We start from the raw sequence: 21,384 nt of genomic DNA, 5'->3' as shown, positions 1-21,384 counted from the left end.
AGAATTAGGGCAATATATTTTTTTTGAGAAAAATCTCTACGATGGCGCAATTCTACTCTGCAAAACGACGCGTGACGACGCGCCAGATCATAACCGTGACGGTCAGCGATCTTGATCCCTTTGGGCAAGGTGTCGCAAAACATCATGGGAAAACACTATTTATCAATGGATTACTGCCAGAAGAAACGGCGGAAATTACCCTCACTGAAGATAAAAAACAGTATGCACGCGGCCAGGTTAAACGTCGCCTGAGCAGCAGTTCGGAACGGGAAACGCCCCGTTGCCCGCATTTTGGCGTCTGCGGCGGCTGCCAGCAGCAACATGCGTCGGTTGCACTACAACAGCGCAGCAAGCGTGCGGCGCTGACGCGGTTAATGAAACGAGAAACAGACGAAGTGATTGCCGGCGAATCGTGGGGTTACCGCCGTCGTGCGCGGCTCGCCTTGAATTATCTGCCAAAGACACAACAATTGCAGATGGGCTTTCGTAAAGCCAATTCCAATGAAATCATTGATGTGGTGCAGTGCCCCATTTTGGTGCCCACTCTTGAGGCGCTGCTGCCAGCCGTGCGTGAATGTTTAAGCAGTTTAAAAGGCCTGCGGCAGCTAGGCCATGTGGAGTTAGTCAGCGCTGACAACGGTCCGCTGATGGTACTGCGCCACACGGCGGCATTCACGCAGGAAGATAAAGAAAAACTGGAACGCTTTTCGCATTCTTCCGGCGTGGCGCTTTATCTGGCACCTGAAAGCGAGATACTGGAACACGTTACCGGTGAAGCGCCCTGGTATTCCTCAGACGGTCTACGCTTAACGTTCAGTCCGCGCGATTTCATCCAGGTCAATGACGGTGTGAATCAGCAGATGGTTGCAACGGCGTTGTCGTGGCTGGATGTACAGTCAACCGACCGAGTTCTGGATCTATTCTGCGGCATGGGGAACTTCACGCTGCCGCTCGCTCAACGTGCTGCCAGCGTGGTGGGCGTTGAAGGCGTACCGGCGCTGGTCGCGAAAGGCCGCGAAAATGCAGCGCACAACGGTCTGCAAAACGTGACTTTTTTCCATGAGAATCTGGAAGACGACGTCACGCTGCAATCGTGGGCGAAGCACGGTTTTGACAAAGTTTTACTCGATCCTGCTCGTGCGGGCGCACCGGGCGTGATGCAGCATGTTATAAAATTAGCGCCAACGCGGGTGGTTTATGTTTCCTGTAACCCAGCGACGCTTGCGCGCGATAGCGAGGCGTTGCTGGGGGCAGGTTACCAAATTCAGCGTCTGGCAATGCTTGATATGTTCCCGCACACTGGGCATCAGGAATCTATGGTGCTGTTTGAGCGTAGGTAATTATAGTGGCTTGTCGACTTCGACAGGCCGGTCCCGGGAAGGAGAGGACAATGGTTGCGGTAAGAAGTGCACATCTAAATAAAGCTGGCGAATTTGACCCTCAGAAATGGATCACCAGTCTGGGAATTTCCAGCCAGCAGTCGTGTGAACGCTTAGCCGAGACCTGGGATTATTGTCGTCGCCAGACTGTGGGGCGCTCAGATGCCGAGCTGATGCTGTGGCGCGGCGTAGAAATGGTTGAGATCCTGTCAACGCTGAGCATGGATAACGACACGCTGCGTGCGGCGCTGTTGTTCCCGTTAGTTGACGCTAACGTGGTGAGTGAAGAGGTGCTTAGCGAAAGCGCTGGGCAGTCCGTTGTCACTCTGATCCACGGCGTGCGCGACATGGCGGCGATTCGGCAGCTCAAAGCCACGCATACCGATGCGGTTTCTTCTGAGCAGGTGGATAACGTGCGCCGGATGCTGCTGGCGATGGTGGATGATTTCCGCTGCGTGGTCATTAAGCTTGCCGAACGTATCGCCCACTTGCGTGAAGTCAAAGACGCCCCGGAAGATGAACGCGTGCTGGCGGCGAAAGAATGTACCAACATCTATGCCCCACTTGCCAACCGCTTAGGTATCGGCCAGCTCAAATGGGAGCTGGAGGATTACTGCTTCCGCTATCTGCATCCGGCAGAGTATAAGCGTATTGCCAAGCTGCTGCATGAACGCCGTATCGACAGAGAATCCTACATCAACGATTTTGTCGGCCACCTGCGCAGCGAAATGAAAACCGAAGGGGTAAAAGCCGAGGTTTATGGTCGCCCGAAACACATCTACAGCATCTGGCGCAAAATGCAGAAAAAACATCTCGCCTTTGACGAGCTGTTTGACGTGCGCGCGGTGCGCATCGTGGCGGAACGCCTCCAGGATTGTTACGCCGCACTGGGGATAGTACACACTCACTATCGCCACCTGCCGGATGAGTTTGACGACTACGTCGCCAACCCGAAACCGAACGGCTACCAATCTATTCATACCGTGGTTCTTGGGCCAAACGGCAAAACGATTGAAATCCAGATCCGCACCAAGCAGATGCACGAAGACGCCGAGCTGGGCGTGGCCGCGCACTGGAAGTATAAAGAAGGTGCGGTGAGTGGAATGCGCTCTGGTTACGAAGACCGTATCGCCTGGCTGCGCAAGCTGATTGCATGGCAGGAAGAGATGGCCGACTCCGGCGAGATGCTGGACGAGGTGCGCAGCCAGGTCTTTGACGACCGGGTGTATGTCTTTACGCCGAAAGGTGACGTGGTGGATCTGCCGGCTGGCTCTACGCCGCTCGATTTTGCCTACCACATCCACAGCGATGTGGGGCACCGCTGTATCGGGGCCAAAATCAGCGGTCGCATTGTGCCGTTCACCTACCAGCTGCAAATGGGTGACCAGATTGAAATTATCACCCAGAAACAGCCGAACCCAAGCCGTGACTGGTTGAACCCGAACCTTGGCTATGTCACTACCAGCCGTGGGCGGTCGAAAATCCATGCCTGGTTCCGCAAGCAGGATAAAGACAAAAACGTTATTGCCGGGCGTCAAATTCTCGACGACGAGCTTGAGCACCTGGGAATCAGCCTCAAGGAAGCCGAAAAACATCTGCTGCCTCGCTACAACTTTAACGACGTGGAAGAGTTGCTGGCGGCCATCGGCGGCGGTGATATTCGCCTCAACCAGATGGTGAATTTCCTGCAAGCGCAGTTTAACAAGCCTAGCGCCGCCGAGCAGGACGCCGCCGCGCTGAAACAACTGCAGCAGAAAAGCTATACCCCGCAGAACAATCGCAGCAAAGACAATGGTCGCGTGGTGGTCGAAGGGGTCGGCAACCTGATGCACCATATTGCGCGCTGCTGCCAGCCGATTCCGGGCGATGAGATTGTCGGTTTTATCACTCAGGGGCGCGGGATTTCCGTGCACCGTGCCGATTGCGACCAGCTTGCAGAACTGCAATCGCACGCGCCTGAACGTATTGTTGATGCGGTTTGGGGCGAGAGCTATTCGGCGGGATACTCGCTGGTGGTTCGCGTACAAGCCAACGATCGCAGCGGCCTGTTGCGCGATATCACCACCATTCTTGCTAACGAAAAGGTGAACGTGCTGGGCGTAGCCAGCCGTAGCGATACCAAGCAGCAGATGGCGACCATCGACATGACGATTGAAATCTACAACCTGCAGGTCCTCGGGCGCGTGCTCGGCAAGCTTAATCAGGTGCCGGACGTCATTGACGCCCGCCGTCTGCACGGCGGCTAATACGTTTGTAGGCCGGATAAGGCGTCAGCCGCCATCCGGCCATTTCATAACGCCGGAGGGCGGCTGACGCCTTATCCGGCCTACTTCTTCAGGATTTCCAAATGAACCAAATCGATCGACTGCTCGGGATTATGCAGCGTCTGCGCGACCCGGAAAACGGCTGTCCGTGGGACAAAGAGCAGACTTTCAGCACCATTGCTCCCTATACGTTAGAAGAGACTTACGAAGTGCTCGACGCCATTGCGCGCGAAGACTTCGACGATCTGCGCGGTGAACTCGGTGACCTATTGTTCCAGGTTGTCTTTTTCGCGCAAATGGCGCAGGAAGAAGGCCGCTTTGATTTCAATGATATCTGCCAATCTATCAGCGATAAGCTCGAGCGCCGTCACCCGCATATCTTTGGGGAGGCCAGCGCCAGCAATAGTGAGGAAGTACTTACACGCTGGGAGCAGATCAAAACCGTAGAGCGAGCGGAGAAAGCTCAGCACTCCGCGCTGGATGATATTCCTCGCGCTTTCCCGGCGTTGATGCGCTCGCACAAAATCCAGAAGCGCTGCTCGGCGGTGGGCTTTGACTGGAAAACGCTAGGCCCGGTGCTTGATAAAGTGTACGAAGAAATTGACGAAGTGATGGATGAAGCAAAGCAGGCCGTCATTGATGAAGCTAGACTAGAAGAAGAGGTTGGCGATCTGCTGTTCGCCACGGTCAATTTATCGCGTCATTTAGGGGTCAAAGCCGAGACTGCGCTGCAAAAGGCGAATGATAAATTTGAGCGCCGTTTTCGTGAAGTTGAGCGTATTGTCACCGCGCGTGGCCTGGAAATGACCGGTGTGGATCTGGATGTCATGGAAGAAGTTTGGCAGCAGGTAAAACGCCAGGAACATGATCTCTAAAGAATTTTTGCGGGAAAGGGCGAAAAGTGCGAAATCTTAAATGACAAGCGCTTGATTTGCGTCAAAAACATTTACCCAAAAGGGGCTATTTTCTCACTCCCCATGTTTGTTTCTGCGGCGATTGAGGAGCGAGAATGAAAGTTTGTGGCGCTCGCCATGTTCGGGTATACTACTTTCCCGTCTTGGTTATTCCATCGTTTCACCCTAACTTCTCAGGTCCAGCATGACAACGAACTATATTTTTGTGACCGGCGGGGTCGTATCCTCTCTGGGTAAAGGCATTGCCGCAGCATCCCTGGCAGCCATTCTTGAAGCCCGTGGCCTCAACGTGACCATGATGAAACTGGATCCGTACATTAACGTCGATCCAGGTACCATGAGCCCGATCCAACACGGGGAAGTGTTCGTTACAGAAGACGGCGCTGAAACCGACCTGGACCTGGGTCACTATGAGCGCTTCATTCGTACCAAAATGACTCGCCGTAATAACTTCACCACTGGTCGTATTTACTCAGACGTCCTGCGCAAAGAGCGCCGTGGCGACTATCTGGGCGCGACCGTTCAGGTTATCCCGCACATCACTAACGCGATTAAAGAGCGTGTTCTTGCCGGCGGCGAAGGCCACGACGTGGTACTGGTCGAAATCGGCGGTACAGTTGGTGATATCGAATCCTTACCGTTCCTGGAAGCGATTCGTCAGCTGGCTGTGGACATTGGTCGTGAGCACGCGCTGTTCATGCACCTGACCCTGGTGCCTTATCTGGCTGCGGCGGGCGAAGTCAAAACTAAACCGACTCAGCACTCCGTAAAAGAACTGCTGTCCATCGGTATTCAGCCCGATATTCTGGTCTGCCGTTCCGATCGTGCGATTCCGGCCAACGAACGTGCAAAAATTGCATTGTTCTGTAACGTGCCAGAAAAAGCCGTTATTTCAATGAAAGATGTCGATTCCATTTATAAAATTCCGGGCCTGTTGAAATCACAGGGGCTGGATGATTATATTTGTAAACGATTCAGCTTGAACTGCCCGGAAGCGAATCTGTCCGAATGGGAACAGGTTATCTACGAAGAAGCGAATCCGGGTGGTGAAGTCACCATTGGTATGGTCGGCAAGTACATTGAACTGCCAGATGCTTACAAATCGGTGATTGAAGCGCTTAAGCACGGCGGCCTGAAAAACCGTGTTAGCGTAAATATCAAACTTATCGACTCGCAGGATGTCGAAACGCGTGGCGTCGAAATTCTGAAAGATTTGGATGCTATCCTGATCCCTGGCGGCTTCGGCTACCGTGGTGTAGAAGGTAAAATCGCGACAGCGCGCTATGCGCGTGAAAACAAAATTCCTTATCTGGGTATCTGCCTGGGTATGCAGGTTGCGCTGATTGAGTTTGCGCGCAACGTTGCGGGGATGGACAACGCCAACTCTACGGAATTTGTGCCAGACTGTAAGTACCCGGTTGTGGCGCTCATTACCGAATGGCGTGATGAAGATGGCAATGTCGAAGTTCGTAGCGATTCAAGCGACCTGGGTGGCACGATGCGTTTAGGCGCACAGCAGTGTCAGCTGGGCGATGACAGCCTGGTTCGCCAGCTGTACGGCGAACCAACCATTGTTGAACGTCACCGTCACCGCTATGAAGTCAACAACATGTTGTTGAAACAGATTGAAGCTGCAGGTCTGCGCGTTGCGGGCCGTTCCGGTGATGATCAGTTGGTCGAGATCATCGAAGTTCCGAATCACCCATGGTTCGTTGCTTGTCAGTTCCACCCGGAGTTTACTTCCACACCGCGTGATGGGCACCCGCTGTTTGCAGGCTTTGTGAAAGCCGCAAGCGAGTACCAGAAGCGTCAAGCGAAGTAAGAAAAGTTAGAACGGCAGCGCCCCACGAGGGGCGTTGTTTGTCTGGAGTTTTAGTTTAACTTGTACTGAGGAAAACCTAATGTCCAAAATCGTTAAAATCATCGGTCGTGAAATCATCGACTCCCGTGGTAACCCGACTGTTGAAGCTGAAGTTCACCTGGAAGGTGGTTTCGTTGGTATGGCTGCTGCTCCATCAGGTGCTTCTACTGGTTCCCGTGAAGCTCTGGAACTGCGCGATGGTGACAAATCCCGTTTCATGGGTAAAGGCGTACTGAAAGCTGTTGGCGCTGTTAACGGCCCAATCGCTCAGGCTCTGCTGGGTAAAGATGCTAAAGATCAGGCTGGCATCGACAAGATCATGATCGATCTGGACGGTACTGAAAATAAATCCAACTTCGGTGCTAACGCCATTCTGGCTGTGTCCCTGGCTAACGCCAAAGCAGCAGCGGCTTCTAAAGGCCTGCCACTGTACGCACACATCGCTGAACTGAACGGCACTCCAGGCAAATACTCTATGCCGGTTCCGATGATGAACATCATCAACGGTGGTGAGCACGCTGACAACAACGTCGACATCCAGGAATTTATGATTCAGCCAGTTGGCGCTAAATCCCTGAAAGAAGCCGTACGTATGGGTTCTGAAGTGTTCCACAACCTGGCTAAAGTTCTGAAAGCTAAAGGTATGAACACTGCAGTTGGTGACGAAGGTGGCTACGCGCCAAACCTGGGTTCTAACGCAGAAGCTCTGGCTGTTATCGCTGAAGCTGTTAAAGCTGCTGGCTACGAGCTGGGCAAAGACATCACCCTGGCGATGGACTGTGCAGCATCTGAATTCTACAAAGACGGTAAATACGTTCTGGCTGGCGAAGGCAACAAAGCGTTCACCTCTGAAGAATTCACTCACTTCCTGGAAGAACTGACCAAACAGTACCCAATCGTCTCCATCGAAGATGGCCTGGACGAGTCTGACTGGGATGGTTTCGCATACCAGACCAAAGTACTGGGCGACAAAATCCAGCTGGTTGGTGACGATCTGTTCGTAACCAACACCAAGATCCTGAAAGAAGGCATCGAAAAAGGCATCGTTAACTCCATCCTGATCAAATTCAACCAGATCGGTTCTCTGACCGAAACTCTGGCTGCGATCAAAATGGCGAAAGACGCTGGCTACACCGCTGTCATCTCTCACCGTTCTGGCGAAACTGAAGACGCAACCATCGCTGACCTGGCGGTAGGTACTGCTGCAGGCCAGATCAAAACGGGTTCTATGAGCCGTTCTGACCGCGTTGCTAAATACAACCAGCTGATTCGTATCGAAGAAGCGCTGGGTGCACAGGCTCCGTACAACGGTCGTAAAGAGATCAAAGGTCAGGCATAAGCCTGTTCTTGCTCTGATTTGAAAATGCCAGCCTGCGGGCTGGCATTTTTTTTAGCCGTAACAAAATCCCACCCCGTGTTTGTTAACGCCAGTAAGTCCCCGGTCTTAAATCAATCTTTCACCAACGTGCTGAATGACGCCTTTAACAGCCCTTTACCACTGAGCAAGAAGTGCGAGGGATCGTTGGCGCGAAATATGCAATAATAACGGTTTACCACTACTGAAGAGTTAATGATGCAGTACCCGATTAACGAAATGTTCCAGACCTTACAAGGTGAAGGCTACTTTACCGGCGTTCCCGCAATTTTTATTCGTTTACAGGGATGCCCGGTGGGCTGCGCCTGGTGTGATACCAAACATACCTGGGAGAAGCTTAGCGATCGGGAAATTTCGCTGTTCAGTATCCTGGCAAAAACCAAAGAAAGCGACAAATGGGGCGCGGCGAGCAGTGACGATCTGCTGGCGATTATAGGTCGTCAGGGATGGACCGCGCGCCATGTGGTGATTACCGGCGGTGAGCCCTGCATCCATGATTTAACCCCATTGACGACGCTGCTGGAACAAAACGGCTACAGCTGTCAGATTGAAACCAGCGGCACTCATGAAGTACGTTGCAGCCACAACACCTGGGTCACCGTGTCGCCGAAGGTGAACATGCGCGGCGGCTACGATGTGCTGTCACAGGCGCTGATTCGTGCTGATGAAATTAAGCATCCGGTTGGTCGTGTACGTGATATTGAAGCGCTCGACGAACTGCTGGAGACGCTCTCAGACGATAAGCCGCGTATTATTGCGCTACAGCCGATAAGTCAGAAAGAGGACGCCACGCGTCTGTGTATTGAAACCTGTATCGCGCGCAACTGGCGTCTGTCGATGCAGACGCATAAGTATCTGAATATCGCCTAATCCCGGCGTCGCTTCGCTCGGCCGGGCAATTTATTGATGTAGGCCGGATAAGGCGAAGCCGCCATCCGGCAATGGCGGTCTATTCAGCCGCCTCGTTCATCACCTTCGAAAACGTCTCCATCGGGCAGAAGCCATCGGCATCCACCGGACAACCTTTAAGCGCAAGCGTCACGCGCTGCGGCGGCGTTTTCAGCGTTAATGTTTCAGCGTTGCGCAGCTGGTCGGCGCTTTGATAAACATACTCAATCTTCATCAAATCCCGATTACCTTTCACATCATGCCAGCGCTGGAACACGATTTTTCCGCCGATTGGCGTGCGTTCATACTGCCCCGGCAGCGTATAGGCATCAAAATCGAGCGCTTTCAGGAGCGAGGCAATATTCGAATCATGCCCAACCAGAACGGTAATTTTCGGCGTTTTTGTCGCCTCGGTGACCAGCGCATTATCGATGTATTTCACCAAAGGTTTTGCCACGTTACGCGCCACTTCTGATGAAGTGAAAAGACTATCCTGATAGCCGTTTTTCAGCTGAGACAGCACGCGCCACTGCTGATCGGTTTTAATTTCTCCCCATGCCACCTGATCGAGCGGGAAGCCTTCGTAATATTGCAGCGTAAATGCGTCGACCAGTGAATTACCAATAGCCAGCGGCCCTTTAACGCCGGGCTCTTTCTGATAGCTGGCGCTAAAGTCGTCTTTGGCATCGCTCAGGGAACATTGCTGCTTCTCTTTACAGGCCGGGGAGTCCTGATAGCTGACAATCTGTGAGAGCAGCTTATAGCTTTCATCAAGCTGTTTACCTTGCCGCTCTTTTTCCATCGCCTGGATGGCTTTATCGCGAAACTCGGGGGACTCATCGGTGATCACCGGATTAAAGGTGGGATCCATCGTCCCCATTTTATCCTGATGGTGAACCACGATATCGCAGCCCGGGAATGCGCCGGTGATAAAGAATTGGGCGGTGGCGACGGTGCGTTGCAGGCTATTGGCATAGGTATAAACCGTTTCCGGTGCCGGACATTCGCCGCTTTTGACCATCCCCTGCTGTGCCAGCCATTCGCGCATATAGTGGCCCATGTACACTTCCAGCACGCCGCCTTTGGTAGTCAACTGGCCGCCCGGGACATCCCATTCAGGCCAGCTATTAGGTGTTGATTGTTGCAGCACGCTACCGTTGGTGGCAAGCGGAGCGCGGAGGTTATGGCGACTCATCATCAGCACCTGCTGAAGCTGATATCCTTCCAGTGGAGTTTGCGCCTGGGCGGCACTTGAGAGTAATAACAATGCGGGCAGCATCGCCGCGAAAAGCGTTTTCTTCATCCCTATTTCCTCATTATGTATTGACCAACCCAATGAGTCTGGCACAACTCCACGCTTTTTCCGCGCGGTGTACCGCATAATGAAAAATCAGGGAAATGAATATGATAGTGAGATTAAGAAAGGGCGGGGGAGTCCGTGATTGGCCTCCCCGCGTGCGGGACAAAATTACTCGCCGCGATAAACGCAGCCTGCGGTGCAGGTTTCTTTCACCATCACCGCGCTCAGCAGCGGAACAACCGGCTTAACCTGTTCCCAGATCCAGCGTGACAATACTTCGCTGGTTGGATTTTCTAAGCCCGGAATATCGTTCAGATAGTAATGGTCCAGACGATCGTAAGTTGGCTTAAACGCGGCCTTTAGTTCGGCGAAATCCATAATCCAGCCGGTATGGGGATCAACATCACCGGTAATCTCAAGACGCACCATGAACGAGTGACCGTGCAGACGCCCGCATTTGTGTCCTTCCGGTACGTGCGGCAGGTGATGGGCGGCTTCGAAGGTGAAATCTTTAAACAGTGTGGTGGACATCATGAACTCTCAGTCTTGCGGAAAAAAACGCCGCATAGTAACGGAAAGCACATTTTTCTGCATTAACTAAAACGATCAAATAGGCAATGAGTATAAAAAATACTCGCACTGATAATTATTTTGCATATATATCAATGGTTTATTTAATCTGTTTTATTGCTATTAACTACCAGGAAAAGAGGTTAGTCCATTTGGTTATTTGATATTTCCAACCCTTCTTTAATTGTTATTATCCACATCGTTAACCTTACATTCAGTTCTGTTTTTCCTGATTAGAAAACAGCTTTGCTACTGGAACATAATAACGCATGACAACACAGTCTCCCCCTCAAGCTTTGCTTCCGCTCAATACGGAACAGCTCGCTCGCCTGCAGGCGGCAACTACGGATTTAACCCCCACCCAGCTTGCCTGGGTTTCTGGCTATTTTTGGGGCGTGCTCAATCAGCAGCCTGGTGCTACGGCCTTAACGCCGGCGCCCGTTGCGGCAGAAGTTCCGGCCATTACGCTTATTTCCGCATCGCAAACCGGGAATGCCCGTCGCGTAGCTGAAGCGCTGCGCGATGACCTGCTGGCCGCAAAACTGAACGTGAACCTGGTCAATGCTGGGGATTATAAATTCAAACAAATCGCGTCAGAAAAACTGCTGGTCATCGTGGCTTCTACGCAGGGGGAAGGGGAGGCGCCGGAAGAAGCGGTTGCACTGCATAAGTTCCTGTTCTCGAAAAAAGCGCCGAAGCTTACCGACACCGCTTTTGCAGTATTGGGTCTTGGCGACACCTCCTATGAGTTCTTCTGCCAGGCCGGTAAAGACTTCGACAGCAAGCTGGCTGAGTTAGGCGGTGAACGCCTTCTCGACCGCGTGGATGCCGATGTGGAATATCAGGCCGCGGCGGCAGAATGGCGTGCCCGCCTGGTCGACGTCCTGAAAGCGCGCGCTCCAGCAGCCCAGTCCGTGCAGGCAGTGGCAAGCGGCGCGGTAAACGAAGTACACACCAGCCCGTACACCAAAGAAGCGCCGCTTGTGGCATCACTTGCGGTTAATCAGAAAATTACCGGACGTGACTCGGAAAAAGATGTTCGCCACATTGAAATCGATCTTGGTGACTCTGGCCTGCGCTATCAGCCGGGCGATGCGCTCGGCGTCTGGTATCAGAACGATCCCGAACTGGTAAAAGAACTGGTTGAACTGCTGTGGCTGAAGGGCGACGAGCCCGTGACGGTTGAAGGCAAAACCTTGCCGCTCGCCGAAGCGCTACAGTGGCACTTCGAGCTGACGGTCAACACCGCGAACATCGTGGAAAACTACGCGACCCTGACCCGCAGCGAGTCGTTGTTGCCGCTGGTGGGGGACAAAGCGCAGCTGCAACAGTACGCCGCGACTACGCCAATCGTTGATATGGTGCGTTTCTCCCCGGCACAGCTGGATGCAGAAGCGTTAATCGGTTTACTGCGCCCACTGACGCCGCGCCTGTACTCCATTGCCTCTTCTCAGGCTGAAGTCGAGAGTGAAGTGCACGTGACCGTCGGCGTCGTTCGTTATGATATCGAAGGACGTACCCGGGCGGGCGGTGCTTCCAGCTTCCTCGCGGAACGGGTGGAAGAAGACGGTGAAGTGCGCGTATTTATTGAGCACAATGATAACTTCCGTCTGCCAGCTAACCCACAAACGCCGGTGATTATGATTGGCCCGGGCACTGGCATCGCGCCGTTCCGCGCCTTTATGCAACAGCGCGCCGCCGATGGCGCAGAAGGCAAAAACTGGCTGTTCTTTGGTAATCCGCACTTCACCGAAGATTTCCTCTATCAGGTGGAGTGGCAACGGTACGTGAAAGACGGCGTATTAAGCCGCATCGATCTGGCCTGGTCTCGCGATCAAAAAGAAAAAGTCTACGTACAAGACAAACTGCGCGAACAGGGTGCTGAACTGTGGCGCTGGATTAATGACGGGGCCCATATTTATGTCTGCGGCGATGCCAATCGCATGGCGAAAGATGTCGAGCAGGCACTGCTGGAAGTGATTGCTGAATTCGGTGCAATGGACATTGAATCAGCGGATGAATTTTTAAGTGAGCTGCGCGTTGAGCGCCGTTATCAGCGAGATGTCTACTAATGAGCGAAAAATACCCAGGGCCTTTAGTGGTCGAAGGCAAACTGACTGACGCCGAGCGCATGAAGCGTGAGAGCAACTTCCTGCGCGGGACTATCGCAGAAGATCTCAATGATGGCCTGACCGGCGGCTTCCACGGCGACAACTTCCTGCTGATCCGCTTCCACGGAATGTACCAGCAAGATGACCGCGACATTCGTGCAGAACGCGCCGAGCAGAAGCTTGAGCCGCGCCATGCGATGCTGCTGCGCTGCCGTCTGCCCGGCGGGGTGATTACCACCACCCAGTGGAAGGCTATCGATAAATTTGCTGCGGATAACACGATTTACGGCAGCATCCGTCTGACTAACCGTCAGACCTTCCAGTTCCACGGCATTCTGAAGAAGAACGTGAAGCCGGTTCACCAGATGCTGCACTCCGTGGGGCTTGATGCGCTGGCAACCGCCAACGACATGAACCGTAACGTGCTGTGCACCTCTAACCCTTACGAGTCGCAGCTACACGCTGAGGCCTACGAGTGGGCGAAGAAGATTTCAGAGCATTTGCTGCCGCGTACCCGCGCCTATGCGGAGATCTGGCTCGATCAGGAGAAGGTCGCGACCACCGATGAAGAACCGATCCTCGGGGCGACCTATCTGCCGCGTAAGTTCAAAACCACGGTGGTGATCCCGCCGCAGAACGATATCGATCTGCACGCCAACGATATGAACTTCGTGGCGATTGCCGAAAACGGCAAGCTGGTGGGCTTTAACCTGCTGGTCGGGGGCGGCCTGTCTATCGAACACGGTAATAAGAAAACCTACGCCCGTACGGCGAGCGAGTTTGGCTTCCTGCCGCTGGAGCATACCTTAGCGGTGGCCGAAGCGGTGGTGACCACCCAGCGTGACTGGGGCAACCGTACCGATCGTAAAAATGCCAAAACCAAATACACTCTTGAGCGCGTCGGCGTCGAGACGTTCAAAGAAGAAGTTGAACGCCGTGCGGGGATCAAGTTCGCGCCGATTCGTCCTTACGAATTCACCAGCCGTGGCGACAGAATTGGCTGGGTGAAAGGGATCGACAATAACTGGCACCTGACGCTGTTTATCGAAAATGGTCGTATTCTTGATTATCCAGGGCGTCCGCTGAAAACCGGCCTGCTGGAGATCGCGAAGATCCATAAAGGCAATTTCCGCATCACCGCGAACCAGAACCTGATTATTGCCGGCGTACCGGAAAGCCAGAAAGCGGCTATCGAGAAACTGGCGCACGACCACGGATTGATGAATGCGGTGAAGCCGCAGCGTGAAAATTCGATGGCCTGCGTGTCATTCCCGACATGTCCTTTGGCGATGGCTGAGGCCGAGCGCTTCTTACCGTCGTTCACCGATAAAGTTGAAGCGATTTTAGAAAAACACGGTATTCCTGATGAACATATCGTGATGCGCGTAACCGGCTGCCCGAACGGCTGTGGCCGTGCGATGCTAGCAGAGCTTGGGCTGGTGGGTAAGGCGCCGGGTCGCTACAACGTGCATCTTGGCGGTAACCGCAGCGGGTCGCGGATCCCCCGGATGTATCGTGAAAATATCACCGAGTCGGAAATTCTCGATTCGGTCGATGAGCTGGTTGGGCGCTGGGCGAAAGAGCGTGAAGCGGGTGAAGGCTTCGGCGACTTTACGGTGCGTGCGGGCATCATTCGCCCGGTGCTCGATCCAGCGCGTGATTTCTGGGAATAACCTGAATTGCCGGATGGCGGCATAAATGCTTTATCCGGCCTACCAACGGCGTAGGCCTGATAAGCGCAGCGCCATCAGGCAAGGCAAACAGCGAGGAACTTATGTCCAAACTCGATCTCAACGCGCTGAACGAACTACCGAAAGTCGAACGCGTACTGGCTCTGGCGGAAACCAACGCCCAGCTGGAAAAACTGAGCGCAGAAGAACGTGTTGCCTGGGCGCTGGAAAACCTGCCCGGCGAATATGTCCTTTCCTCAAGCTTTGGTATTCAGGCGGCAGTAAGCCTGCATCTGGTGAATCAGATTCGCCCGGATATCCCGGTGATCCTCACCGATACCGGCTATTTGTTCCCGGAAACCTATCAGTTTATTGACGAGTTAACGGACAAACTCAACCTCAACCTTCAGGTCTTTCGGGCGAAAGAGAGTGCTGCTTGGCAGGAAGCGCGCTACGGCAAGCTTTGGGAACAGGGCGTTGAAGGCATTGAGAAATATAACGACATCAACAAAGTCGAACCAATGAACCGGGCGCTGACAGCGTTAAACGCACAGACGTGGTTTGCCGGACTTCGCCGTGAGCAGTCGGGCAGCCGCGCCACCTTACCGGTGCTGGCGATTCAGCGTGGCGTATTTAAAGTACTGCCGATTATCGATTGGGATAACCGCACAGTCTATCAATACCTGCAAAAGCACGGGCTGAAATATCATCCGCTGTGGGACCAGGGCTATCTGTCGGTAGGCGATACCCATACTACCCGTAAATGGGAGCCGGGTATGGCGGAAGAAGAGACGCGCTTCTTTGGGTTGAAGCGTGAGTGTGGGCTGCACGAAGGGTAATATTTTTTTAGGTGGGCCAGCATTGCACGATTGCTGGCCCACGTTTATCGGATCCCTCCTGTCTGTTTATCGCAATAAACAGTTCTGAAAATGTCAGTTTATTCACAAATCTCTCCTCTCCATTTATCCGTATGAATTAATAACCTATGCCATTAGCAATTTAAATATTCATTCAGTTGTCTTATGGTATTTAAGTTTATAAATTCCGAATCAGGACTTACCCTTAAGAAACAATTTGTTGTCACACTTGAACTCTGCATAATTACTCAGGCTCGTTACAGAGTATTTTAAAATGGTTTTACAGTCATAATTCAGTGTTCTGAATATGATTGATATGTCCAATATGCAAGGAGTATATGTGAAGGAATATAAAGCAATCATTTACCAGGAAGGTATGCTAGGGAGTTTGTTCTTTGGTGCCTCTAAAGTGAATCCTGTCAGGTTTTCTGAGTTCCTCAATAAAAATGCGCGCGAAGGATGGCGGGTGGTCACAATGGAGAAAGATATCCGCCGCATGCTGCTGTTTTTTGCACGTGAAGCCTATCTCGTCATTCTTGAAAAAGAAGTATGAAACTAACCGTAACGCTGTGTCTGGGAATACTGGTTTTTTGGGCCGTGGTTGCGCTTTGTCAACTGTGGTTCACGCCGCTGAGTGCGCTGGCATTTGTTAAGTTATCCATCACCGCAGGTATTCTTGATATCGTTATTCTGGTGATAGGTTTGTGTCGCCGGGAGTACTGTGAAGATAGAGATATGAAGAAAGGCGGCTATCTCGATTAGTTAACGTAGAAAACGACAAGACCATATTTCATTTATACTCGTCGTCTTTCAAGTTGCAGGTGCGTTGGCTGCGTTCGCTCACCCGAATCACTTACTACAGTAAGTGATTCGGGATTCACTCGCTTGTCGCCTTCCTGCAACTCGAAATCCATAGAGTATATACATGTTTATATTGGGAAATAACATAAAGCCCGACAACCCGCGCCCTTGCATCACGGCTTCAGAACCCACATTATCCCCGCCTATTTTGATGACGTTTTCTTCTCCGCTTTCGCTAACTCCTGCACCAGCGGCATCATTACGCGTACCACGTCATGACCACGGCGTTCAATTCGCCCGGGCAGGGCTTTATCGAGATATTGCAGGCTGTCGAGATGGGCATTATGCCAACTGGTGCCGTCCGGGAAGCTTGCCGTTTTAGCGCGCTGCTGGAAGCCGTCTTTTTTGCCCAGTGACCAGTTTGTGGCTTCCACCGAAAGCACGGGGATCCCGGCTTTATCAAAAACTTCCGCATCGTTGCAGCAGCCCGTCCCCTGCGGATATTGAGGATTAAGCCCAGGGTTAGTCGCCGCGGCAATCCCCCGGCTGTGGGCGAGGGTCAGCGCGCGGTCGCGTGTGAGCTTACGCACCGAGGCTGGCGTTTTAACGCCGCTGTTGAAATAGAGTTTGTCGCCGACGACCAGGTTATCAAGGTTAATCACCAGCAGCGTGTTTTTCTGCTCGGCGCTGCTCATGCGTTTAAGCAGATTCTCCGCGCCAAGCTTGCCTTCTTCTTCACCGCTGGTGGCGATAAAACGAATACCGTACTGGGTCGGGATATTTTTAAAGCGCTCCGCCAGCTCCAGCATGACGCCAAGCCCCATCGCGTTATCATCGATGCCCTGAAGCGTCAGGCCGCCGAGGTTTTTCTCCACGTCGCTATCGCTATGGGGCGCGTAGGTATCAAGATGCGCCATGATAATAATCTGCTGGTTGGACTTGCCTTCATGCGCCGCAATCACGGTGCTGCCCTGCACATTATGCCAGTTTTGACGGTTATCTTTGGTGGTGTAGATATAACGGCTACTAAAAGTGCGGATATCGCTTTGATAGCCCATCTGCGAAAACTGCTGGCGAATATAGTCAGCGGAGAGCATTTCAGCCGGTGTCCCGGTAATGCGTCCTGGGAAATAGGTGGCGATATAACGCGCTTGAGTGTTGGCGATGGTTCCCAGTGAAGCGGTGGCTGCGTGTGCCGGGAGGGAGATACAAACGCCGAGCGCCAGGGCTGTCATGCAGCGGCGCAGTGCCCAGAACATAGATATTCCTTACAACAGAGCAAAAAATTAGACGTGCCTAGTATGAAACTGTGATGTTGATTACACAATTTCAAATGCTCTTAAATCCCAGAAAAATAGCGCGTTAAGCACTTTTTGGACTTTGCTTTTTCAGCGCGTTATTCCTTTGAGTAACAACTCATTCCTTTTAGTAATTTCATTTGCTCTAAGCCTCCCCCTATAGTCCCTGTATTGCTGATTGTTAGCGAGTTGTAGCACAACGACCCGAACAACAAAGAGATACGTGCAGACGACGCTATCAAGCCCCAACACACAACAGACATGCAATAAATCAGGCTTAAGGAACGGTTATGGACCAAAAACGACTTACTCACCTGCGGCAACTGGAGGCGGAAAGCATCCATATTATCCGTGAGGTGGCCGCCGAATTCTCTAATCCGGTGATGATGTACTCCATCGGTAAAGATTCCAGCGTCATGCTGCATCTGGCGCGCAAGGCGTTTTATCCAGGCACGTTGCCGTTCCCGCTGCTGCATGTTGATACCGGCTGGAAATTCCGTGAGATGTACGAGTTCCGCGACCGCACCGCCAAAGCCTACGGCTGTGAGCTGCTGGTACATAAAAACCCGGAAGGGGTGGCGATGGGGATCAATCCCTTCGAACACGGCAGTGCCAAGCACACGGATATTATGAAAACCGAAGGCCTGAAGCAGGCGCTGAATAAATATGGTTTTGATGCGGCATTCGGCGGCGCTCGCCGTGATGAAGAAAAATCCCGCGCCAAAGAACGTATCTACTCCTTCCGCGATCGCTTCCATCGCTGGGATCCGAAAAACCAGCGCCCGGAGCTTTGGCATAACTACAACGGCCAGATTAACAAAGGTGAGAGCATCCGCGTCTTCCCGCTGTCGAACTGGACCGAGCTGGATATCTGGCAGTACATCTATCTGGAAAATATCGATATTGTTCCACTGTATCTGGCCGCCGAGCGCCCGGTGCTGGAACGTGACGGTATGCTGATGATGATCGACGACGATCGTATCGATTTGCAGCCAGGAGAGGTTATCGAAAATCGTATGGTGCGCTTCCGTACTCTGGGATGCTGGCCGCTGACCGGTGCGGTAGAGTCCGACGCGCAGACGCTGCCGGAGATTATCGAAGAGATGCTGGTCTCCACCACCAGTGAACGTCAGGGGCGGATGATTGACCGCGACCAGGCCGGCTCCATGGAGCTTAAAAAACGTCAGGGTTATTTCTAAGGAGCCGCCATGAACACCACTATTGCACAACAAATTGCCGATGAAGGCGGGGTTGAGGCGTATCTGCACGCCCAGCAGCACAAAAGCCTGCTGCGCTTTCTGACCTGCGGCAGCGTGGATGACGGCAAAAGTACGCTGATTGGCCGTCTGCTGCACGATACCCGCCAGATTTATGAAGATCAGCTTTCATCGCTGCACAATGACAGCAAGCGACACGGTACGCAGGGTGAAAAACTGGATCTGGCGCTGCTGGTGGATGGTCTACAGGCCGAGCGTGAGCAGGGCATCACTATCGACGTGGCCTATCGCTATTTCTCCACCGAAAAGCGTAAATTTATTATTGCTGATACCCCAGGGCATGAGCAGTACACCCGCAATATGGCAACCGGCGCTTCCACCTGTGACCTGGCGATCCTGCTGATTGACGCGCGTAAAGGCGTGCTGGATCAAACGCGCCGCCACAGCTTTATCTCAACGCTACTGGGAATCAAACACCTGGTGGTGGCGGTGAACAAAATGGATCTTGTTGATTACAGCGAAGAGACGTTTAACCGTATCCGCGAAGAGTATCTGACCTTTGCCGAGCAGCTGCCGGGCAATCTGGATATTCGCTTTGTCCCACTTTCTGCCCTTGAGGGCGATAACGTCGCAAGTCAGAGCGCGAATATTCCATGGTACAGCGGCCCAACGCTTTTGGAAGTGCTGGAAACGGTCGTCATCCAGCGCACCGTTGATACCCAGCCGATGCGTTTCCCGGTGCAGTACGTCAACCGTCCGAACCTGGATTTCCGCGGCTTCTCCGGTACGGTGGCCTCAGGCCGTGTACAGGTGGGCCAGCGCATTAAAGTGCTGCCGTCAGGCGTTGAGTCCAGCGTGGCGCGGATTGTCACCTTTGATGGCGATCTCGAGGAAGCGGGCGCAGGCGAAGCCGTGACGCTGGTGCTGAAAGACGAAATCGATATCAGCCGCGGCGATCTGTTGCTGGACGCGCAAGATACGTTACCGTCGGTGCAGCGCGCCAGCGTGAACGTGGTGTGGATGGCAGAGCAGCCGCTGTCGGCAGGGCAAAGCTATGACATCAAGGTGGCCGGTAAGAAAACCCGCGCCCGCGTTGATGGCATTCAGTATCAGGTAGATATCAACAATCTGACGCAGCGTGAAGTGGACGTTCTCCCGTTAAACGGTATCGGCCTTGTTGACCTGACCTTTGATGAGCCGTTGGTGCTCGACAAGTATCAGGAAAACCCGGTGACCGGCGGGATTATCTTTATCGATCGCTTAAGCAACGTCACCGTCGGTGCAGGCATGGTACATGAACTGAATACCGACGCGGTGGGGCTGAGCACCGATTTCAGCGCTTTTGAACTGGAACTTAATGCCCTGGTGCGTAAGCACTTCCCACATTGGGGCGCGCGTGATTTGCTGGGAGGCAAGTAATGGCTCAGCATGACGAAAACGTCGTCTGGCACGCCCATCCCGTTACCGCACAGCAGCGCGAACAGCTCCACGGTCATCGTGGGGTTGTCCTGTGGTTCACCGGGCTTTCGGGTTCGGGGAAATCCACCGTTGCCGGTGCGCTGGAAGAAGCGCTGCATCAGCTTGGCGTGAGCACTTATCTGCTGGATGGTGATAACGTCCGTCATGGCTTGTGCCGCGATCTGGGGTTTACCGATGTAGACCGTAAAGAAAATATTCGTCGCGTGGGTGAAGTGGCTAAACTGATGGTCGATGCGGGGCTGGTGGTATTGACCGCATTTATCTCACCGCACCGTGCAGAACGTCAGATGGTGCGGGAACAGGTGGGGGACGATCGCTTCTTTGAGATCTTCGTCGACACCTCTCTGGCAACCTGTGAGGCGCGCGATCCGAAAGGCTTGTATAAAAAGGCCCGTGCCGGAGAGCTGCGGAATTTTACCGGGATTGATTCAGCATATGAATCTCCAGAGCGACCGGCGATCCACCTTAATGGTGAACAATTAGTAACAAATTTAGTGGCACAATTATTAGATCTGCTCAGACAGAGCGATATTATCAGATCCTGAAAAGGTGCCGGAGTTTGCCTACTCCGGCCTAACAGGATTATTTATGCGCAATACTCAGAACATCGACGTGACCCACCCCGAGTCGCTCGCCCCCGCTTATGATGAAGCCACCTGGTCTTTGTCAGGGGCGTTTGTCGGCTTTGTCGCGTGGTTGATGGCGCTGGGTATCCCCTATCTGCACTATGGCAATAACACGCTATTCTTCTTCCTGTACACGTGGCCTTTTTTCCTCGCCCTGATGCCCGTTGCCGTGGTTGTCGGCGTGGCTTTCCACTCGCTAGTGAAAGGAAAACTGGGTTACACCATTGTTGCAACGTTGGCTACCGTCGCCATACTGTGTGGCTTGTTATTCATGTGGATTATGAGTTAGTGCGTTCGTACTAGACATTCTGCGCAATTTTGCCTGCGACAACGCATGCCTCTGGGCCAGGGAAATGTGGTACATTTCAGTCTGTATGCGGTATCGCCTGCGGCCGGAGTGGAGTATGACGGCAAGTTATGGGATGATAGGGCCGTTTTTCAGGGGGCAGGATGGGTAAATTAACGCTGCTATTACTGGCATTGCTGGTATGGCTACAATATTCCTTATGGTTTGGCAAAAATGGTCTGCATGACTTTAGCCGGGTCAATGATGATGTATCTGTACAACAGGCAACCAACGCAAAATTAAAAGCGCGCAACGATCAGCTTTTTGCCGAAATTGATGACCTCAATGGCGGCCAGGAAGCTATCGAGGAACGTGCTCGTAACGAACTTAGCATGACCCGCCCGGGCGAAACGTTTTATCGTCTGGTGCCGGATGCGTCTAAACGCAACCAGAATGCGGGGCAAACGCAAACTAATCGCTAATCAGTT

Annotated in this window: 19 protein-coding genes; 16 read left to right on the top strand and 3 right to left on the bottom strand. The window is 53.0% G+C overall.

From position 1 onward, the window contains the following. Window positions 1-41 precede the first annotated feature (41 nt). The 6 genes from rlmD to queE all read left to right on the top strand — a co-directional run bounded on the left by rlmD (window position 42) and on the right by queE (window position 8,663). Window positions 42-1,340 carry a 23S rRNA (uracil(1939)-C(5))-methyltransferase RlmD gene (gene rlmD, locus ACIPDS_RS06405; RefSeq protein ID WP_400733880.1) on the top strand — a complete coding sequence of 433 codons (1,299 nt, stop codon included), beginning with the start codon at window positions 42-44 and terminating at the stop codon, window positions 1,338-1,340. 50 nt (window positions 1,341-1,390) lie between these two features. Then, the gene (relA, locus tag ACIPDS_RS06400; protein WP_166515766.1) at window positions 1,391-3,625 is read left to right on the top strand and encodes a GTP diphosphokinase; all 2,235 of its coding nucleotides are present in this window, start codon (window positions 1,391-1,393) and stop codon (window positions 3,623-3,625) included. Between the two features lie 101 nt (window positions 3,626-3,726). Then, window positions 3,727-4,518 (top strand): nucleoside triphosphate pyrophosphohydrolase, encoded by a 792-nt coding sequence (gene mazG, locus ACIPDS_RS06395; protein WP_400733877.1) that lies wholly within the window; start codon window positions 3,727-3,729, stop codon window positions 4,516-4,518. Between the two features lie 223 nt (window positions 4,519-4,741). Next, window positions 4,742-6,379 carry a glutamine hydrolyzing CTP synthase gene (gene pyrG, locus ACIPDS_RS06390; protein ID WP_166515768.1) on the top strand — a complete coding sequence of 546 codons (1,638 nt, stop codon included), beginning with the start codon at window positions 4,742-4,744 and terminating at the stop codon, window positions 6,377-6,379. 79 nt (window positions 6,380-6,458) lie between these two features. Continuing rightward, window positions 6,459-7,757 carry a phosphopyruvate hydratase gene (gene eno, locus ACIPDS_RS06385; protein WP_166515769.1) on the top strand — a complete coding sequence of 433 codons (1,299 nt, stop codon included), beginning with the start codon at window positions 6,459-6,461 and terminating at the stop codon, window positions 7,755-7,757. 234 nt (window positions 7,758-7,991) lie between these two features. After that, window positions 7,992-8,663: a 7-carboxy-7-deazaguanine synthase QueE gene (gene queE / locus ACIPDS_RS06380; protein ID WP_166515926.1), complete on the top strand. Its 672-nt coding sequence runs from the start codon at window positions 7,992-7,994 to the stop codon at window positions 8,661-8,663. Window positions 8,664-8,742: 79 nt separating this feature from the next. On the opposite strand, the gene agp is transcribed toward queE, so the two are convergent. Then, the gene (agp, locus tag ACIPDS_RS06375) at window positions 8,743-9,984 is read right to left on the bottom strand and encodes a bifunctional glucose-1-phosphatase/inositol phosphatase (protein WP_400733872.1); all 1,242 of its coding nucleotides are present in this window, start codon (window positions 9,982-9,984) and stop codon (window positions 8,743-8,745) included. A 165-nt stretch (window positions 9,985-10,149) separates the two neighbouring features. Beyond that, window positions 10,150-10,515 carry a 6-carboxytetrahydropterin synthase QueD gene (gene queD / locus ACIPDS_RS06370; protein ID WP_400733870.1) on the bottom strand — a complete coding sequence of 122 codons (366 nt, stop codon included), beginning with the start codon at window positions 10,513-10,515 and terminating at the stop codon, window positions 10,150-10,152. A 305-nt stretch (window positions 10,516-10,820) separates the two neighbouring features. Here queD and cysJ point away from each other — a divergent pair, with 305 nt between their 5' ends. The 5 genes from cysJ to ACIPDS_RS06345 all read left to right on the top strand — a co-directional run bounded on the left by cysJ (window position 10,821) and on the right by ACIPDS_RS06345 (window position 15,951). Further along, on the top strand, window positions 10,821-12,623 hold the full coding sequence (gene cysJ / locus ACIPDS_RS06365) for an NADPH-dependent assimilatory sulfite reductase flavoprotein subunit (RefSeq protein ID WP_400733867.1): 1,803 nt from the start codon (window positions 10,821-10,823) through the stop codon (window positions 12,621-12,623). Beyond that, window positions 12,623-14,335 carry an assimilatory sulfite reductase (NADPH) hemoprotein subunit gene (gene cysI, locus ACIPDS_RS06360; RefSeq protein ID WP_400733864.1) on the top strand — a complete coding sequence of 571 codons (1,713 nt, stop codon included), beginning with the start codon at window positions 12,623-12,625 and terminating at the stop codon, window positions 14,333-14,335. Before cysJ ends, cysI begins: the two co-directional genes overlap by 1 nt. Window positions 14,336-14,436: 101 nt before the next feature. After that, window positions 14,437-15,171, top strand: coding sequence for a phosphoadenosine phosphosulfate reductase (cysH, locus tag ACIPDS_RS06355; protein ID WP_400733861.1), 735 nt, complete (start codon window positions 14,437-14,439; stop codon window positions 15,169-15,171). A 358-nt stretch (window positions 15,172-15,529) separates the two neighbouring features. Next, entirely contained in the window at window positions 15,530-15,742 is a 213-nt protein-coding gene (locus ACIPDS_RS06350) for a DUF4177 domain-containing protein (protein ID WP_400733858.1), read from the top strand. Further along, on the top strand, window positions 15,739-15,951 hold the full coding sequence (locus tag ACIPDS_RS06345) for a hypothetical protein (RefSeq protein WP_400733855.1): 213 nt from the start codon (window positions 15,739-15,741) through the stop codon (window positions 15,949-15,951). The genes ACIPDS_RS06350 and ACIPDS_RS06345 overlap by 4 nt, the downstream gene beginning before the upstream one ends. A gap of 242 nt (window positions 15,952-16,193) precedes the next feature. Here the strand turns inward: ACIPDS_RS06345 and ACIPDS_RS06340 are convergent, their stop codons facing one another. Beyond that, window positions 16,194-17,249: an aminopeptidase gene (locus ACIPDS_RS06340; RefSeq protein ID WP_400733853.1), complete on the bottom strand. Its 1,056-nt coding sequence runs from the start codon at window positions 17,247-17,249 to the stop codon at window positions 16,194-16,196. Between the two features lie 329 nt (window positions 17,250-17,578). Between ACIPDS_RS06340 and cysD the strand changes: the two genes are divergently transcribed. From cysD to ftsB, 5 genes are all read left to right on the top strand, one after another. Beyond that, window positions 17,579-18,487 (top strand): sulfate adenylyltransferase subunit CysD, encoded by a 909-nt coding sequence (gene cysD / locus ACIPDS_RS06335; protein ID WP_166515778.1) that lies wholly within the window; start codon window positions 17,579-17,581, stop codon window positions 18,485-18,487. A 9-nt stretch (window positions 18,488-18,496) separates the two neighbouring features. Further along, a complete protein-coding gene (gene cysN, locus ACIPDS_RS06330; RefSeq protein WP_166515779.1) occupies window positions 18,497-19,924 on the top strand; it encodes a sulfate adenylyltransferase subunit CysN in 1,428 nt (475 codons plus the stop codon). After that, complete coding sequence (gene cysC, locus ACIPDS_RS06325; RefSeq protein ID WP_400733849.1) at window positions 19,924-20,529, top strand: adenylyl-sulfate kinase; 606 nt, start codon at window positions 19,924-19,926, stop codon at window positions 20,527-20,529. The genes cysN and cysC overlap by 1 nt, the downstream gene beginning before the upstream one ends. 43 nt (window positions 20,530-20,572) lie before the next feature. Beyond that, complete coding sequence (locus ACIPDS_RS06320) at window positions 20,573-20,899, top strand: DUF3561 family protein (RefSeq protein ID WP_166515781.1); 327 nt, start codon at window positions 20,573-20,575, stop codon at window positions 20,897-20,899. Between the two features lie 161 nt (window positions 20,900-21,060). After that, window positions 21,061-21,378, top strand: coding sequence for a cell division protein FtsB (ftsB, locus tag ACIPDS_RS06315; protein WP_400733846.1), 318 nt, complete (start codon window positions 21,061-21,063; stop codon window positions 21,376-21,378). The last annotated feature ends 6 nt before the right edge of the window (window positions 21,379-21,384 follow it).

This window comes from Kluyvera sp. NPDC087067, assembly GCF_044745165.1.
In the GTDB taxonomy this organism is placed as follows: domain Bacteria; phylum Pseudomonadota; class Gammaproteobacteria; order Enterobacterales; family Enterobacteriaceae; genus Kluyvera.
Note: the sequence above shows the minus strand (reverse complement) of the source record. Positions and strands in the feature narration are given on the sequence as shown.